At 38.6% G+C, this 17,335-nt stretch carries 15 protein-coding genes; 14 read left to right on the top strand and 1 reads right to left on the bottom strand.

The features are described from left to right. Positions 1-1,326: 1,326 nt before the first annotated feature. The 12 genes from KS419_RS25355 (at position 1,327) to KS419_RS19190 (ending at position 12,264) form a co-directional block, all read left to right on the top strand. Positions 1,327-1,458, top strand: a complete 132-nt coding sequence (locus KS419_RS25355; protein WP_281419854.1) for a hypothetical protein — start codon at positions 1,327-1,329, stop codon at positions 1,456-1,458. After that, entirely contained in the window at positions 1,455-2,150 is a 696-nt protein-coding gene (locus tag KS419_RS19240; RefSeq protein ID WP_217068055.1) for a response regulator, read from the top strand. The genes KS419_RS25355 and KS419_RS19240 overlap by 4 nt, the downstream gene beginning before the upstream one ends. Beyond that, on the top strand, positions 2,143-3,540 hold the full coding sequence (locus KS419_RS25570; protein ID WP_217068053.1) for a sensor histidine kinase: 1,398 nt from the start codon (positions 2,143-2,145) through the stop codon (positions 3,538-3,540). The genes KS419_RS19240 and KS419_RS25570 overlap by 8 nt, the downstream gene beginning before the upstream one ends. A gap of 271 nt (positions 3,541-3,811) precedes the next feature. Continuing rightward, the gene (locus KS419_RS19230) at positions 3,812-4,336 is read left to right on the top strand and encodes a DinB family protein (RefSeq protein WP_217068052.1); all 525 of its coding nucleotides are present in this window, start codon (positions 3,812-3,814) and stop codon (positions 4,334-4,336) included. 280 nt (positions 4,337-4,616) lie between these two features. Next, positions 4,617-4,784 (top strand): glycine zipper domain-containing protein, encoded by a 168-nt coding sequence (locus KS419_RS19225; protein ID WP_217068051.1) that lies wholly within the window; start codon positions 4,617-4,619, stop codon positions 4,782-4,784. Between the two features lie 110 nt (positions 4,785-4,894). Continuing rightward, positions 4,895-6,637: a M56 family metallopeptidase gene (locus KS419_RS19220; RefSeq protein WP_217068049.1), complete on the top strand. Its 1,743-nt coding sequence runs from the start codon at positions 4,895-4,897 to the stop codon at positions 6,635-6,637. 203 nt (positions 6,638-6,840) lie between these two features. Further along, positions 6,841-7,590 carry a DUF4181 domain-containing protein gene (locus KS419_RS19215; RefSeq protein ID WP_217068045.1) on the top strand — a complete coding sequence of 250 codons (750 nt, stop codon included), beginning with the start codon at positions 6,841-6,843 and terminating at the stop codon, positions 7,588-7,590. 38 nt (positions 7,591-7,628) lie between these two features. Next, positions 7,629-8,147 (top strand): YfiT family bacillithiol transferase, encoded by a 519-nt coding sequence (locus tag KS419_RS19210; RefSeq protein ID WP_281419853.1) that lies wholly within the window; start codon positions 7,629-7,631, stop codon positions 8,145-8,147. Between the two features lie 43 nt (positions 8,148-8,190). Beyond that, entirely contained in the window at positions 8,191-9,174 is a 984-nt protein-coding gene (locus tag KS419_RS19205) for a DUF3895 domain-containing protein (protein ID WP_217068043.1), read from the top strand. A gap of 109 nt (positions 9,175-9,283) precedes the next feature. After that, positions 9,284-9,982 (top strand): AIM24 family protein, encoded by a 699-nt coding sequence (locus tag KS419_RS19200; RefSeq protein WP_217068042.1) that lies wholly within the window; start codon positions 9,284-9,286, stop codon positions 9,980-9,982. Between the two features lie 24 nt (positions 9,983-10,006). Further along, a complete protein-coding gene (locus KS419_RS19195; RefSeq protein WP_217068041.1) occupies positions 10,007-10,825 on the top strand; it encodes a GNAT family N-acetyltransferase in 819 nt (272 codons plus the stop codon). Positions 10,826-10,893: 68 nt separating this feature from the next. Further along, complete coding sequence (locus KS419_RS19190) at positions 10,894-12,264, top strand: dipeptidase (protein ID WP_217068039.1); 1,371 nt, start codon at positions 10,894-10,896, stop codon at positions 12,262-12,264. 107 nt (positions 12,265-12,371) lie between these two features. On the opposite strand, the gene KS419_RS19185 is transcribed toward KS419_RS19190, so the two are convergent. Then, positions 12,372-13,910, bottom strand: coding sequence for a histidine kinase N-terminal 7TM domain-containing diguanylate cyclase (locus KS419_RS19185; protein WP_217068037.1), 1,539 nt, complete (start codon positions 13,908-13,910; stop codon positions 12,372-12,374). A 317-nt stretch (positions 13,911-14,227) separates the two neighbouring features. On the opposite strand from KS419_RS19185, the gene KS419_RS19180 reads away from it, so the two are divergent. Both KS419_RS19180 and glnA read left to right on the top strand, forming a co-directional pair. Beyond that, positions 14,228-15,373, top strand: coding sequence for a DUF5050 domain-containing protein (locus KS419_RS19180; protein ID WP_217068035.1), 1,146 nt, complete (start codon positions 14,228-14,230; stop codon positions 15,371-15,373). Between the two features lie 241 nt (positions 15,374-15,614). After that, positions 15,615-16,976 (top strand): type I glutamate--ammonia ligase, encoded by a 1,362-nt coding sequence (gene glnA / locus KS419_RS19175; protein ID WP_217068033.1) that lies wholly within the window; start codon positions 15,615-15,617, stop codon positions 16,974-16,976. Positions 16,977-17,335 lie beyond the last annotated feature (359 nt).

Genomic DNA, 17,335 nt, shown 5'->3' with positions numbered 1-17,335 from the left:
CAAATCCCTTTGGATAAGATACAGAGCAATGCTTTTAGAGGAAGAGACAGGAAAGCTAGGTGAAGACCACACAGACACGGTTTTCGTTCATATCAGGAGCCCGAGAAGGGTTTCGGTCAGAAGCTGGAGCAACTTGATCCCGAACGAGCGGGTGGAGAAGGGTTTCGGTCAGAAGCTGGAGCAACTTGATCCCGAACGAGCGGGTGGAGATAGATTTCGGTCAGAAGTTGGAGCAAGTTGATCCCGAACGAGCGGGTGGAGAAGGAGTTCGGTCAGAAGATGTCTCAAGTTGATCCCGAACGAGCGGGTGGAGAAGGGTTTCGGTCAGAAGCTGGAGCAACTTGTTCCCTAACGAGCGGCTGGAGATAGAGTTCGGTCAGAAGTTGGAGCAAGTTGATCCCGAACGGGAAGGCCGAAAAGGATTTCGGTCAGAAGTTGGAGCAAGTTGATCCCGAACCAGCGGCTGGAGATAGAGTTCGGTCAGAAGTTGGAGCAAGTTGATCCCGAACGAGCGGGTGGAGAGGGGTTTCGGTCAGAAGCTATCTCAAGTTGATCCCGAACGAGCGGGTGGAGAAGGAGTTCGGTCAGAAGCTGTCTCAAGTTGATCCCGAACGAGCGGGTGGAGAAGGAGTTCGGTCAGAAGCTGTCTCAAGTTGATCCCGAACGAGCGGGTGGAGAAGGGTTTCGGTCAGAAGTTGGAGCAAGTTGATCCCGAACGGGAAGGCCGAAAAGGATTTCGGTCAGAATCTGTCTCAAGTTGATCCCGAACGAGCGGGTGGAGAAGGGTTTCGGTCAGAAGCTGTCTCAAGTTGATCCCGAACGAGCGGGTGGAGAAGGGTTTCGGTCAGAAGTTGCCTCGGCATAGAAGACACAGCGAAGAATGAGCAGATTTCGCACTTGTGCCTGTGGTGAAATCGTCCACCTGTAGTGTATCCAAGCAAAAATTTTACTTTAAAAACAACAATCTATGGCGAAAAGAGCCATAACTATACAGTTTGTGTTTGTTCCAAAGAAACCGAGCATCATTATTTCGTTTAAGCGATTTTATAAACGATAGTATCATGCTAACTCTTTAGTGGTATACATAGATTCACAAATAATTATTACGTCCATCGCCTGATGTGAAACTCGGCGAAATCAGTGGCTAACATAGCGAGGTTAGAACTAAAGATTAAATAGATAACATCGTCAATTCATACGTTTGTTCATGTTATGTTCATAAAACAATGATAAATTTAAAGTACTATCGTTAATATATTTTTGAGAAGTATTTTATTTGAATTTATTCTCCATAGTTGAAGCGCAATATATGTCAGGAGGAGAGTTATGTCTAAGGAACAAATGACTAAAAGAAATGGAATAAAAGAAATCGCCGATAAACTAAAAAAACAAGGTATTGATGCAGAAGTGTGTCAAAGGTTAAATAAAGACATGGAGAGGGGAGGGATGAAAGTGTGAACCAGACATTAAAAGTGCTCGTCATTGAGGATGATCCAAATATTGCAAATTTATTGGAATTATATTTAAATAAGGAAGGCTATTCTGCAGCTTTTGCTGGTGATGGGGAAGAGGGTTTGGTCACCTATTATGACTTCAATCCTGATTTTGTGATCTTAGATATCATGTTACCGAAAATGGATGGTTGGGAAGTCTGTCAGGAAATTCGAAGAGACAGTCGTGTTCCAATTATTATGATAACTGGAAAAGGGGAAAGCTACGACAAAATTAAGGGACTGGAACTTGGCGCAGATGACTACGTAGTAAAGCCCTTTGACCCTAAAGAAGTGATTGCGAGGATTAAAGCCGTGATGAGACGTACAAATCCTCATTTTGGATCAGGGGAAAATATAGAGGTTCCAGGATTGAAGATAGATCTTCTGGAACATAAAGTATATCGAAATGAAACGGGAATCATTCTCCCGCCGAAAGAATTAGAATTACTTTATTTTTTGATTTCTCAACAAAATCAAGTATTTACACGGCAACAATTATTGGACAATGTATGGGGATTCGACTACGAAGGTGATTATCGGACCATCGATGTTCATATTAAGCGGATACGGGAAAAATTGGGAGATGATGCTCCTAACTGGTCTTTAAAAACGATCCGTGGTGTGGGCTATAAATTTGAGGTGAAAACAGGTGATTAAGTTTTTCCGTAAAGGGATGTTCATAAAATTATTTTCCACCTATATCTTTATATTTGTGGTATCCACTGTCTTTATTGGGCTCGTTTTTCACGAGATGTTTCAAAATGAAATAATTAAGCGCTATCATAGTACGTTCGAACATCAGGAAGAGCAATTAGTTCATTTTTTTAAAAAGTCTAGAGAAGAGGCGTGGGACGACACTTTGGTTTTGTCTTCACTAGAGTTAAGTATGAACCAGGAGGACAGGCTGGTGTTTTTACTTAATTCCGATGGGGAGATCTTATATAACACATCCTTTTTGGGGAAATTCGACTTAAATTTCCACTATAATGAATTGAATCTCCAAGGAGAGGAAACATCAGAGTGGGTTTCGAATGATGACCAAATTTATTATGTTATTTCGGCACCGATCCATTTGCCTGATGTTGATAGAAATCTTTCAATGGTAATGGTTTTCCATGAATTCGACAAGGAAGCAAAATCCATGCGGGATATTATTCTCATGACTATTTTGTTAGCGTTGGTTATTGCAGGATTTATCATTTTTTTTACTTCGAGAAAAATAACGTCCCCGCTAAGGGAAATGAACCATAGTGCCCTCCAGTTTGCAAAAGGAGATTTTAATCATCGGGTAAAGATAGAGACAAAAGACGAAATTGGTCAACTTGGAGAAACGTTTAATTACATGGCGCAAGAATTGGCTAGCATTGATCAAATGCGTAAAGATTTTGTAGCCAATGTGTCCCATGATTTGAGGTCACCTCTCACTTCCATTCGCGGATTCTTAGGAGCGTTAATGGATGGAACGATTCCAAAAGAGCAGCAAAATAAATATTTAGAGATTATGAAAAATGAAACAGAGAGGTTAATGAAACTAGTGGAAGACTTATTAGATATGGCACGCTTAGAGGCAAATCAAATAGATATTAATCCAGTTAATTATAATGTTTCTGAACAACTTCGACTTAGCATTGCAAAAATGGAACCACTCATCTCCCAACATGAAGTGGACATTGAATTAAATGGAGAAGATATTAATGTTACTGCTGACCGGGATCGGATGGAACAAGTAATCAATAATCTCCTTCAAAATGCCATTCAGTTTTCAAAGAAAAACAGCAAAATTGAAGTGACGATTAAAAAGGTTGGAGAGGAAGCGGAAATAAGTATTCGTGATTTTGGTCTCGGAATGGATGAAGAGGATTTAAAGTATATATGGGAAAGGTTTTACAAAAAGGAAAAAGCCAGATCAACTAAAGGTGGGACAGGTATTGGGTTGTCTATTGTGAAACATATTATCGATCTGCATGGGACTTCCATTCAAGTGGAAAGTGAGTTGAACTACGGGACCACTTTTTCCTTTACCTTAAAACTGGCAGAAGAACAATAGATTAAATTGAATATCAAACTCAGCCGTGAATGAGATAGTTCAGATTCACGGCTTTTTTCTATAGAGAATATACTATTTTTTCGGCACCTTTTGGGATTTTCTAACTTCGCCGCCTATTCCGAATATTGAAGATTTGCTTGTTATTGATGTTCACAAATTAAAAAGGCCAAAACAATACCAAATAATTGAATAGTTTCACATCAAAATTATTACCAGGTACTAGTATCTTGTGTTAGTATAAAGGAGATTAGAAGGAAAGGGGGGGGATTTTGTGGAAGAAACCTTCTTTAAAGAAAACTTGGAAAAAACAAGACAGAAGCTTATAGAGGAATTTGTACACCTAAGTGAGGAAGAATTGAATTGGAAACCTGACAACAGCTCATGGAGTATTGCTCAAATAGTTCATCATCTAGAACTATCGGAAGTAGTATTTACTAAGGCAATTGGATATGGCTTAAAAAAACAAAGTGATGAAGGGGGATTAAAGGCTAAGAAGATCGAATACGTCTTAGACAGGTCAAGGAAAGTGGCTGCCCCTGAAATGGTCCTTCCAAGCGATAAACCATTTCGCGTAGAAGAACTTGTAGACCAACTTTCGAAATCGAGAAAACAATTTTTTTCTGTCATTGCAAAGCTAGATAGTAAAGATACTTTGTATCAAAGATCGGTGAAACATCCTATTTTTGGAGATTTACCATTAGTTCAATGGGTAGAGTTATTGTTTCTCCATGAACAGCGGCACATTCAACAAATGAAGGAAATAAAGGAAATGATAGAAGGAACTCTAAAAGCATAAAAAGTCACATTTCTCTGAACACATGGCAATAGCATGTGTTTTTTGTTTTAGAAAATAAATAGGTAAAAATCCACGTGACTTCAGTTATTGGTTGTTGAAAAATGCTAGAATATCTTTACTCATGTGTAGTGTGCAGAGGCCTATTCTACACAGGGTCCTTGAAACTTTTTCCTATATATTCCGTAGGAAGAAGTAATTAAAACATATTAGAGATCACAAGTCTGTGAAGGGGAGATTTGTATATCATCTGAATCAAATGATTTTTCATGGAGGTAGTAGTATGCAGAAAAATAATAAAAGGAAGAAAGCAGTAGTAAGCGGTATGGGTATTGGATTAGCGATAGGTGCTGCTTTAGGTATGGCAATGGATAACTTGGCGGTGGGAATGGCAATTGGAATTGCTATTGGTGCAGGATTAGGTGCGTCTAATAGAGAAAAGAAGGAGTAATGTTGGTACCGTATAGTGGAGCATCCCAAATATCTTTCGAAGATATCTAGTATATGGACGGAAGAATGAAGATGAATGTGCACGGATTTAATGGATGAGAGGTGTTTGGCATGTTTCCCAGTTTTACCGAAGCGGTTCTTTACTTGGGATTTGGTTTCATCATTTGTATGGCAGGAGCTTTTTGGGAACTAAAAAATAAGAAAGTGAGACTTATTATAGAGATTATTCTGGCAACTTTCGTACTTATCTATCTGTTTACAACGACTGCTTTTCTTGATAGCTTTATCTACCTCTTTTTCCTGGCAAGTGGGTATTCTTCTTATCATTCCATTACGGAAGGAAAAAAGAAAACAGTAGAAATTAAGAAAAAGCTGCTGGATCAAAAAAGCGAAGGCGCTGACAACACAGACAGTGTTCCATTATTCCGGGATTCCAAAAGAATCCTCGTGGAGATTGGCATCACATGTATTGTGTTATCAGGTGCCATATTATTCCTTGTGTATGGACCAGAGTACAGCATTTTGAAACTGTTTATCTTGATTGCCTTTTCAACGATTCTGCCAGAGTTAGTCAAACGAGCTTTCTCCTATCAGACGGTTAAAGTCTATTATTCGAATAGTCACGTCTACATCGTATCCCGTTATGAGTCTAGAGAAATCCCTTTGGAAGATATCAAAGAAGTGAGAAAGGAATCGGATGTGGATCTATTGAAACTTCATCCGATGTTGACGTTCCTTTCCTCCAATACAGACTTTACAACAGGGTTTCGGAAAGTGGTGTGTCTGCGCCTGTTGGGAGAGAGTTTGTATCTGACGGTGGAGGATGTTGACGAATGGGTGGATACGATCGAAGAAAAGTGTTCCATTGTTGCGGAATGGGGAGTATTAGCTAACCCCAGTTCGATCGTGGAAGTCCTTCCTTTTTATCATTGGAAAAATATAAAGCGTCTCTTTGGAAAACTGTATTTTGCTATGACAGTTAAAGGAATAGCAGCCTATACTGGTCTATTTTTGATTCTCTATTATGCCCATTCGCCTGAATGGGTGATAGTAATAGTGATCCTGCTATTTTGGATATTTAATTTATACATTTCGGACCGCGTTTTAATAACTGCAATGGATGCTAAAGAAGTGAGAGATACGGAAGTAATCGAGTCTGCTCACCAAATTTTTACAAAAGCAGGAATTCCCGAGGTGAAGGTTTACGAGACAGAATCTCAAGAATATAACGGGTTAGCAATTGGAATGGGTATTGGGAAATCAATGGTTACATTAACGACGGCAACACGGAAATTACCCCTTGCAGATGTGGAAGCTATTTTAGCGCATGAAGCGATTCATGTAAAAAAAAGGGATGTTTTATGGGGACAGCTTTTGCGTCTTCCTTACATGTTATTATTACTAGGAGTTGGACTTTTTCTTTTTTATTATGTTCCCAATCTGGATGATTATAAGATTCCCCTCTTTTTCCTCATGTGGGTCGTTATTATGTTTTATCCAATCTACCAAGCTTTTTTCCTTCAATGGATGGAAGTAAGGGCAGATCATCAAGGGGCGGAATTATTAGAGAATGGTAGGGAGCAAATGGCCAATGGCTTGACAAGTCTAGGTCAAAAACAGGATGAAGCCGTCTCGAAGATAATGCAACACCGGTATAGTAAAGAAGAACAAAAGGAGAACGTTTCTTCCTTAGAACGTAGTTCATGGCTTTTTCGGTTTATGGAGTTTTTATTCCTTCCCCATCCCCCATTGTATTGGCGAATTAGGACACTTAGAGACAGTGATGTTGGCTGGAAAAATGGAATCATTAAACGCTGGATGATAGATAGGGTCAGAGAAATTCTTTCGAAGTGATCATTGTAGCCTCCTATCCTTTGTTTAACAAATCAGTATTTTGGAGGAATGGGAAATTAGGTTAATAGCATTTACCTATCAGGCTGTTAACTGAATGAAACATCATATGGACTCAAATAAGTGGAACTTTTTATACAGTGGATTCGTAAAAGAGTATATCCAAAGTACGATACAAAAATCTTACCTCCACGGGGAGTGTTTTCATGTTCCTGATTATATTTTTTATTTTTCTTATTATCTTTGACATTACGGCACAGCGAATATTGACGAAAAAATTCCAGATCGAAAAGGGGAAGAATTTTTTCTATGAACATGTGAATGATAAACATAAATTAGGAGAAAGATTTCTCCTGATAGCAATGATTGCTATTCCTTTTATCTTTGTGTTCATGCTTGGTTATGAAAGTATAGAATACTATTTTCTTGGTGTACCATGCATTATATTGATCTATCGTACATACATGGAGTGGAAATATGAGCGGGAGTCAAAAATGTATGTCCGAACCATATTTCATTTTGTAACGGCTTTTCTTCTCTTTATCAGTATCACAGTCTACACGGCACCGGAAGAGATTAACAAAACGTATCAGGCCTATGCTTTTTCCGCAGATAGATCCATCAGTGAGGTGATAGAACTGACACTGGAAGTAGAATTCCAGAAACATGTTTTTGCAGACCTTATGCACGGAACGGTATACATGGATGGGGAAGATTATTTTCTCACTAGTTTCGGTAAGGAAAGATCAGATTTAATGAAAGATAAATTTAAAAGGGACAGTTATAATTACATGATATACGGAGACCATCCAGGGGAGCTTTGGATATCCAAGGATTTCAATGAAATGGCAGGGCAAACGGGAACATATAATGAGTTGTATTTTGCTGCACCGGCAGGATCTAGAGAAGAAGCAGAGAATCTTTTTAAGAAGTTGTCCGAATCCCAGAGTGATTAATATTAATATTGCTGATTTTGAGTAGGAGGATGGAAGGAATGGATGAACGCTATCCCATAGGTAAATTCAATTATGATGGTGAAATATCTACAGATGTTTTACAGGACTGGATAAATAAGATTGAAGAATTACCAGAAAGACTGCGCAAAGCGATTGAACATTTAAAGGATGAGCAATTAGATACACCTTATCGGAAAGATGGATGGACAATACGCCAAGTGGTTCATCACCTGGCGGACAGTCACATGAATGCTTTTATTCGGTTGAAATTGGCGCTGACGGAAGAGAGTCCAGTTATAAAACCTTATGATGAGACAGAGTGGGCAGAGTTGACTGATTCCGCGCTATCTGTGGAGAGTTCCCTGCTAATCTTGACAGGTTTACATCATCGTTGGGCGAATCTATTACAGAGTTTATCTCCAACCGATTTGGAAAAACTATTTGTCCATCCCGAATTAGGTGAAGTACCAATAAAGCAAAATATAGGTATGTATGCTTGGCATAGCAATCATCATCTCGCACACATCACAAATCTTTGTAAACAAATGGATTGGTAGTAAAGTCTTTTTCTAAATGGAAAAAGGGAGTGGATCATAAATAATGGCTTTGATATTAACGAAAGAAGAACGGGATGAAATAGTTGGAAGTCTCTCCGAGGAACAACGTAATTTCATTCTAAACTATGTAAAAAGGGGCAAGAAAACGGTATTTGCCAATGAATTGGCCAAGGATAAAGGGATTGTCCTCCCATCTAACATTTCAAGTGAAGAACTGGAGCATTTACTGGATGAGTGGGTACTTGTGGATTATATTGACAATGGATTTGTGAATCCTGAAACACCTTGTGAGTGTGGCAGACCGTTACGTTATCAATACATCGTCAAACATAAGACTACAAATGAAGCCAGGTGTTTTGGTATCAAACATTTTGAAGAACATACGGAGATACCTGCTGAGATAGTAGCGAGGATAAAAAACGGATTTCAAACCATTGAGTACGAGATGGATGAACTCCTCGTAAAAATAAAGTCTGATTGGAATTTAATGCAGGAGATTCCATTTCTGCCAGAGGACTTTAGTTTTTCAAAGGACATGGATTTGCATTTAAAAAACAAAGTTCCATTATTGGACAGGCAGATCCGAAGGCTGCGACAACAAGTATTAACCTTTATGAATACAGGTGAAAGCCAGCCGCATGAGAGAAAACGACCTGAAATAAACGAGAGTCTATTAGAAAGGGAAACGGAATCCAAAGTAAAGGAACCTGTTGCAATCAATTTATTCACAGAAGAAGAAATGCCAGCCCCCAAAAGGGAAAAGGATGTATCTCCACATGCCCTTGATCCACAGTACAGGGAGGCTGTACAAAGGTATCTGAAAGAAGGGGTAACAAGCGCCAGAGTTATAACGGAGCTATTAATAAAAAACAATGGAGCACCTCGTGAAAGATACACTACTAGAAAACCGAAATTATATGTAGCTGTTTGCTTTTACCTAGACTTATTAGTAAGTAAGGCGAAGGCAAAACACATCGGTGTCCTGGAGTTAGAGGATCGTTATTACACATATATAGGCTGTAGTTAGGAGGTCACTGAAAAGTATAAACCAACTTTTTCAGTGACCTCGTATTTAGCCGTTTGAATCCTCTTTGAAAAACCATTTACGTTATGATTATAAAAAAGGAGGATGGACCATGAGTAAATATTCCATTGATAAATTTATAAAGCAAACTGTCCAAGATGACAGAGGGAATGACTTTTTTGAACTGGAAACACCACGTATTTTGGAAGTGAATTTAAAAGATACCGTGTGGGCAAAGGTTGGATCAATGGTCTCCTATAATGGAAAAATAAAATTCGAACGGGAAAGAATTTTAGAACATGGGGTAGGACGTATGTTTAAAAAAGCGCTCACCGGTGAGGGGAGTGCATTGATGAAAGCCCATGGTAATGGCCAATTGTATTTAGCAGATCAAGGAAAGAAAATTATCATCCTCCAGTTGGATAACGAGGAAATAACAGTAAATGGTAATGACCTGCTGGCGTTCGAGCCAAGCATTGAATGGGATATAAAACTGATGAAACGTGTAGCTGGTATGATGTCTGGGGGATTATTCAATGTAACACTTAAGGGTAGGGGGATGATTGCAATAACTTCCCACTATGAGCCACTGACATTACCGGTTCGTCCAGGGATTCCTGTGATGACCGATCCGCATGCAACTGTTGCATGGTCTGGACATTTACAACCGGAGATCCGAACAGATATTAGTATTAGAACCCTCTTTGGCCGTGGAAGTGGAGAATCATTTCAAATGGAGTTTTCTGGTGAAGGTTTTGTCATTGTGCAGTCTGTCGAAGAAGTGAACTGGGAGAACAACAATTCCAAGTGATAGGTGGAGATTGGTGGGGAAAAAATGAATATTGTATTAACGAAAAAAACTGCACAACAAATAGAGAATGCAGAAGTAGATGCATTAACTTCTAGACTTTCTGCCATTCAACAGATTGAGGGGAACCCGATGGACGTGGCAATGAGGAAGTTTGGAAATGCCATGGCCTTTTCCGTCAAAAATATTCCAGGACCTTCTTTTAATAAGGTTCTGGGAATAACTGCTGGAGAGGAAAAATATATAGAGGAAATTCTGGATTTTTACAAAAAAAGGGATATTCCGGCTCGTTTTGAAATCACTCCTGCCTACTCAACGCCGGAATTATTTCACTATTTTAATGAGCGGGGATTTTTCCAAACCGATTTTCATTCCACGCTTTATACACCTGAATTAAACAATAATTACATAGATGAAAGAACTACTGATCCTTTTATTAGAATCCGCAAATTAAAGGGAAATGAGTTTGATTTGTTTGCGGACATTTACACAAAAGGATTTCAACTTCCAGAATTCTTAAAATCGGGTATAGCGAAGAATAATGAAGTTCTATATGATCAGGACAATTGGACCTTCTATCTTGCAATGGTTGATGATAATCCTGCAGGTATTGGTGTATTATTCACGAAAGGGAGTGTGGGAAGTCTGGCAGCATCTGCAACTATCCCTGTTTTTCGCAATAAGGGAGTACACCAGGCTCTAATTAGAAGGAGGTTGTCAGATGCCCTTGATCAAGGGTGCCAAACAGTTGTTGCTCAAGCTAAATTTGGCTCAATAAGCCAAAATAATATGGAAAGAAACGGATTAAGGATCGCCTATACAAAATCCATGATGGTTAAAAACTAGAGTGGGTGTACAAAAAATTGATAGAATAAAAAATAAATACCATAATAGCAAAAATTGGAGGAAAGTACATGTCAGAACAAATTTTGTCCTATTTAAAAGAAAATCGAGAGCAGTTGCTTCGAAAATTAACTGATTTTTTAGCGATACCAAGTATTAGTACCGATAGTAAACATAATGAAGATGTGGTCCGTGCAGGTAATTTTGTGGTGGACTACTTAAATGATATAGGTTTTAAAAACGTGAAATTACATTCTACACCAGGTCATCCCCTTGTATATGGGGAATGGCTCGAGGCAGAAGGGGCGCCTACTGTACTTCTTTATGGACATTATGATGTGCAGCCTGCCGATCCGTTGGAGCTTTGGGAAAGTGAGCCTTTTCACCCAGAGGTCAGGAATGGAAAATTATATGCCCGTGGGGCAAGTGATGACAAAGGGCAGACCTTCATGCATCTTGCTGTTTTTGAAGCCTTTATGAAGACGCTAGGGCGACTTCCAATTAACGTGAAAGTTTGCATTGAAGGGGAAGAGGAAATAGGCAGTAAACACCTCTTTGGTGTCCTCCAGGAGAAGCTGGATCAGTATCGGGCTGATTTTGCCATCATTTCCGATTCCGGAATGGTGGAGGCAGGGCAGCCTACCATTCTATATGGATTAAAAGGATTTACAGGTCTCGAAGTTACGGTAACGGGACCGGACCGTGATTTACATTCGGGGATTTATGGTGGTGCCGTGAAAAATCCAGCGATGGCTTTGGCCCATATGATTGGCTCTCTGAAAAACGAAGGAGAACAAGTTACCGTACAGGGTTTTTATGAAGGGATAGAAGAACTATCCGAAGGGGAACGCCGTTTAATGAATGAAACTCCTGGGGAAGAGTATACCAAAACAGTGGGGATTGAAGAAGTGACACCGGAAGTGGGATATACAGCAAAAGAGCACACCATGGCAAGACCAACTCTCGAGATTAATGGGATGTTTAGTGGTTATCAAGGAGAAGGTACAAAAACGATCATTCCTTCCACAGCAACAGCGAAAATTTCCTGTCGTCTTGTTCCAGGACAAGAACCTGACCGAATTCAGCAATTAATTACTGATCACCTATACAATGTGGCTCCGAAGGGAGTAAAGGTTCAAGTAGACCCAGTCCCACTTTTTGGACGTGCTTACAAGATTGACCCAAATCATGACCTTCTACAAAAAGCAGCACAGAGCTACTCAGAGGCATTTGGGAAAGAAGCTGTCTTCGTCCGCCTTGGGGGGTCCATTCCTGTAGTGGAAATGATCGACCGGTTGTTTCATATCCCGGTTGTCTTGCTTGGTTTTGGTACACCGGAGGACAATCTACACTCTCCAAATGAAAGTTTTCCATTGGAGAGTTTCGATAAAGGGATGGAAGTGCTAGTGAACTATTATACTAAAGCAGCTGAAAAAGAGTAGTTCTATCTCGAAAGATAAGACAGTATAAGTTTTCGCATCGTTGTCTAAATCCAGTGTTTTGATATACTGTGCCTGAAGGCGAATTACCTTTACTTTAGGCACAAACCTCACACAGAAACGCGGTTTTTCCCCGCCCCTTTGGAAGAGTATAGATGTTTGTCAGCATTATGATAGATTTCCCGGAAACTGGCTACATTACCCTTTTCAATGTACACTAAGCCAATACTGATAGTAATGGTTATCGGAGTGTTCCCTTCCAAGTAAATAAAGGTTTTCTCAATAGTATCCCGAATCGATTCAGCCTTATTATAACTTTCTTTATTGGATAGTCCCTTTAGGAAAATAGCAAACTCATCGCCGCCAATTCTACCCACAATGGCATGCTCTAAGTTGTTGTTCATCAAGGTTTTCGTAAAATGAATTAAGGCATCGTCTCCTGCAAGGTGTCCGTAGGTGTCATTGATATGTTTAAAATTATCAAGGTCAATAAGCATCAGAGTTTTGGAGAGTTCAGGTTTCTTCAACTCCAAATTTACTTGTTCCACAAAGTGGCCACGGTTATATAAACCAGTTAAGGAATCGTGAGTGGCCCTCTTCAGCAACGATTCTTCATAGCGTTTTTTATCTGTTATATTCGTGAATATCAGTAGCGTACCATCCATTTTTTCCCCTGCATGTTGAAAAATCCTAGCAATGCGGATAGTATAAAACTCCCCTTTCCCTTCGATGAATATTTCCCTTGTGTCTTCTGTTTTCTTCAAATACAACTCTTGTAAATCAGCGTGGGACTTAATATACCTGATAATCGATTGTCCCTCCATCTCCAGATTAGAAGAGGAAATCTTACTCAACAGTTCTTTTGCGGATGCGTTAATATCCACAATGAGGTCGTGTTGGTCGGTAAGGATAATACCTTCCCTGAGATTATCAAAAATTTTATCCTTTGAAATGGGCCAGGTGGAAAGAAATTTGTGTTTAAACAAACCGTAATAAAGGACCAATGCACCTGGAAGAAAACTGAGGGCGATGATACCAATGATATTACTAGGCATTAAAGGTAAGAAAACGACTGTTAAAGTAGGTATGCATAATCCAACAAATAAAATAATATGCTGTTTTCGGTTATATTTTTGCGTGTAACGTAAATTGGAAAGTAATACAGCGAGTGCCATGAGTACAACAATTTGCGGATAAATCATTAAGATTATATTTAGTAACGTAGGTTCTACAACAATCGCTGTCAATCCATTCGCTGTGTAGAGTCCCACAGATGATCTCATGAGGTGATGATATTGGTCAGTGAAAATGAGAGAAAGAAAAATGAAGTTAGGAATGAATAAAACGGAAAGAAACTTCTTAGATGTAAAGGCATGTTTTCCTGTGTAATCCATGATTAATGCGAAAGTAAATAAACTGGCTAAAACAAGGGGCGCTTGCTGAATGTTTCTCCACCATAATTTTGCCTGGAAGGAAGTAGAAAGCACTTCAAACAAGGTAAGTAGTGGAATAGTGGAGATGATAAGGGCAAGAACAAAGAAAAATCTCTTTCCTGGAGTATGTCTATAATTATAGGAAAGGATAGCTAAAATGAAGGAAAGGATAAAACTAAGTAAGAAATAATAAATAGAACTATTAACCCACTGCATAAGGAAACGCCTTCTTCCAAATTATTGTTATTTATATAGTATATCCTAGGAAGAATCTTGGATTCTAGTATTAATAACAAATTTTAATAGTTGTATTAAATACTCCTAGTTCCACCTCTATTTCTACAAAATACCTATTTAACCATACCTCCTTTCGACAAAAAACACTTATTAATAAACTATTTAAAAAATTTATAACAGAACGTTGTGTTCGTTATATAATTAGTGTATATTCTTTATATAGAACAAAGATGAGAAGTTGTGTCAGTGATAGAACCATGGATTACATTCGTGAAATGATATAGGGGGCATGTTTTATGAATTACTTTGAGATTCTAGGGGTTGATGTTCATGCATCTACTGATGAAATAAAAAGAGCGTATCGTCAAATGGCTAAGTTACATCACCCCGATGTTGGCGGGGATCCTTTCAAGTTTAAACAAGGACAAAAGGCATACCAGGTGCTGATGAACCAAACATTAAGACAACAGCATGAAAATAACACGGGTCAAGACAGGAGAACGAAGTCTCCAAGATCCTTTACGTGGAAAGATATAAATGTTCCTCCAAAGAGAAATTCATACGCTGAATCATCCTATACTTATAAAAAGTTATTTCCAGAAATATCACCGGGTACAGTTGGGGCTAACTTACTTAATGGTGGTTTTGTAGCAACAGATGGGGATTATGTCTATTATTCCTGTAAAAAAGGTCTATATAAGATGAGAGAAGATGGTTCGTCCATCTCAAAGCTTATGTATGATGAGGTACGGTATATTAATGTAAAAAGAAATGACTTATTTTGTGTCACTGATACGGGAATACATAAAATTAATCTAGTAACTAACGAAGTGACGAAACTTATCAATAGAGTAGTAACAAATTTCGTTGTTTATGGGAATAGATTATATTTTCTCATTCCTAATCAAAGTGGTGTCTTCAGTACGGACATAAATGGTCAAGATCCAACTTTTATTAATGAAGAAGTTCAATCTATGATTCTTAAAGACGAGTGGATCTATTACATTGGTGGGAGCAACGGGGTACCACAACTCTATAAAATGCGGACAAATGGTACGGAAAACCATATGATTATGAAAAAGGAAGTTGGGACGTTTGATATAGTGGATCGATCCATCTATTTTTCCAATCAAAGTTCCCCTTTAGGCAACCTCTCAAAGATTTTTGCAAACGGAAAAACAATTTATCCTATTAAGGACTTTTATCCGTCTCATTTACTTATCTCGGATAATAAAGTGATTTATATAGACGGAAGTGAAAGCCGAAACAAAGGTGGACTTTTTATCTCCAGGTTAAATTACATGGATAATGTCCAGCTTGCACACCCTGATAAAAAAGTGTTTCAAGGGATTAATTTAGTCGGTGATTGGATTTATTATCATGACAGACATGGGTTATATCGGGTTCATAAAGAAAATTATATCAGGGAGAAAGTGGACTAACCTGGGAGTAGTTCATCCCTGTTCAGATTCATCAGTCGTTATGAAAGAAGTCTGTAGGGACAAATTCAATCACTTTCGTTTTCTTAAAACATAAAAGATAGCGTAAAATGTCAGAAAAAACCGTCTCAAAATTTGTCTGTCAGATAATCTTACAAAAATCCTTTTTTATTCCCGAATGTGTCTTACTATTAAAACATCACAAACGATGTTAACAAAGTTCACATGAGGGGGATGTTTGAAAATGACGATAGCGACTAATTTAGAACAAGCAAATAGTATCGCCACGATCGAAGCGGAAATTAAAGCAAGGAATGTGGAGTTATTACACTTACAATTTGTAGACCTTGAAGGAATCTTAAAACATGTAACGGTAACCGCGGAGCAGTTAGATGCAGTCGTAGATGGAAAAATCATGTTTGACGGATCTTCCATTAAAGGTTTTTCTCCAATTAACAAATCGGATCTTTACCTTCAACCTGACTTAAGAACATTTGCTGTTCTGCCTTGGTCGGTGGAAGAAGGGTACTCCGAGGCACGGTTCCTATGTAGTGTTAAAAATCCAGATGGTACAGATTTTGAAGGAGATCCAAGGTACGTATTGAAAAAGACGGTAGCACGGGCAGCGGAAAAAGGATATTCCATCAATGTGGGACCGGAATTGGAATTTTTCTTATTTGAAACAGATGAAGAAGGACGTCCTACTCAACAAACACAAGATTTTGCAGGTTATTTTGAGCCATCTCCACATGATAACGGAGAAAAAGTACGTCTTGAAATCTATCGTGCATTAAAACAAATGGGCTTTACCATTGAAGCATCTCACCATGAGGTAGCCCGTGGTCAGCATGAAATCAATTTTAAATATGCGGATGTATTAAGTGCTGCAGACTTGGCAGTAACATATAAATGGGTGGTTAAGACGGTGGCTAAAAAGTTCGGACTACATGCCACGTTTATGCCTAAACCAATAGCAGGAGAAAATGGTAATGGAATGCACACGAACATCTCGTTATTTAACCTAGAAAAGCAAGAAAATGCATTCTATGACGAAGGAGACGTTCAACAACTTTCTGAAACGGCCTATCAATTTATTGCTGGATTGTTAACAAATGTAAAAAGTTTTGTAGCAGTGACAAACCCACTTGTGAACTCATATAAGCGTTTAGTACCGGGATATGAAGCACCTTGTTACATTGCGTGGTCTGCATCCAATCGTTCTGCACTAATTCGAATTCCAGCAATGCGTGGTCCTGCAACTCGAGTGGAAATTCGTTGTCCTGATCCATCTTCCAACCCTTACTTAGCATTTGCAATTATTGCATCAGCTGGATTAGATGGAGTGGAAAAAGAGTTAACAGCACCTGACTCATTTGATGAGGATATCTTCAGTATGTCAGCAGAGGAACTATTCCTTAAAGAGATTCAAAATTTACCAACGAGCCTTGAATTTGCAGTTATGGAGTTTGAAGCGGGAGAAATTGGACGTAAAACATTTGGCGATCACGTCTTTAACGAATATGTCGATGCGAAGAAAGAGGAGTTAGACAGTTTCAGAACGACGGTTCACGGATGGGAATTGGAAAACTATCATACGAAGTTTTAAAACTATTTATGTGAATGGAGGATGTCATTGGCGACATCCTCTTTTTTCTGCAATTCTGTTCAACAGTATAGAACTTTCATGAACAATACTCAAATTCATGAAGAATTTACCATCGTTATTAGGGAATGAAAATACAATAACGGAAAGGAATTACTAAAAAAATGTCGAAAGGAAGTAGAATGTACAAATATTATATATTAGATAGTATCTTTTTTTTGATAGAATAGTAATGATAAACTATTGATTCAACGGTGTTATGTTAAACTCCACATAAAAAAATTTACTTCTAAGGAGGGATCAAAACGGGAACGAATAACTTTAATGCGTGCCTTAATGAAGAAGGCAAAAAGGGTATTATA

The organism is Evansella tamaricis (assembly GCF_019042215.1).
GTDB lineage: Bacteria > Bacillota > Bacilli > Bacillales > Salisediminibacteriaceae > Evansella > Evansella tamaricis.
This window is presented reverse-complemented; position numbering and strand designations above follow the sequence as displayed.

Bases quoted from the DNA above. Each gene is read 5' to 3' on its own strand.
- KS419_RS19195 (WP_217068041.1), top strand. From the start codon at position 10,007: ATGAATATTGTATTAACGAAAAAAACTGCACAACAAATAGAGAATGCA.
- KS419_RS19190 (WP_217068039.1), top strand. From the start codon at position 10,894: ATGTCAGAACAAATTTTGTCCTATTTAAAAGAAAATCGAGAGCAGTTG.
- KS419_RS25355 (WP_281419854.1), top strand. From the start codon at position 1,327: ATGTCTAAGGAACAAATGACTAAAAGAAATGGAATAAAAGAAATCGCC.
- KS419_RS19215 (WP_217068045.1), top strand. From the start codon at position 6,841: ATGTTCCTGATTATATTTTTTATTTTTCTTATTATCTTTGACATTACG.
- KS419_RS19210 (WP_281419853.1), top strand. From the start codon at position 7,629: ATGGATGAACGCTATCCCATAGGTAAATTCAATTATGATGGTGAAATA.
- glnA (WP_217068033.1), top strand. From the start codon at position 15,615: ATGACGATAGCGACTAATTTAGAACAAGCAAATAGTATCGCCACGATC.
- KS419_RS19220 (WP_217068049.1), top strand. From the start codon at position 4,895: ATGTTTCCCAGTTTTACCGAAGCGGTTCTTTACTTGGGATTTGGTTTC.
- KS419_RS19200 (WP_217068042.1), top strand. From the start codon at position 9,284: ATGAGTAAATATTCCATTGATAAATTTATAAAGCAAACTGTCCAAGAT.
- KS419_RS19180 (WP_217068035.1), top strand. From the start codon at position 14,228: ATGAATTACTTTGAGATTCTAGGGGTTGATGTTCATGCATCTACTGAT.
- KS419_RS19185 (WP_217068037.1), bottom strand. From the start codon at position 13,910: ATGCAGTGGGTTAATAGTTCTATTTATTATTTCTTACTTAGTTTTATC.
- KS419_RS19225 (WP_217068051.1), top strand. From the start codon at position 4,617: ATGCAGAAAAATAATAAAAGGAAGAAAGCAGTAGTAAGCGGTATGGGT.
- KS419_RS19205 (WP_217068043.1), top strand. From the start codon at position 8,191: ATGGCTTTGATATTAACGAAAGAAGAACGGGATGAAATAGTTGGAAGT.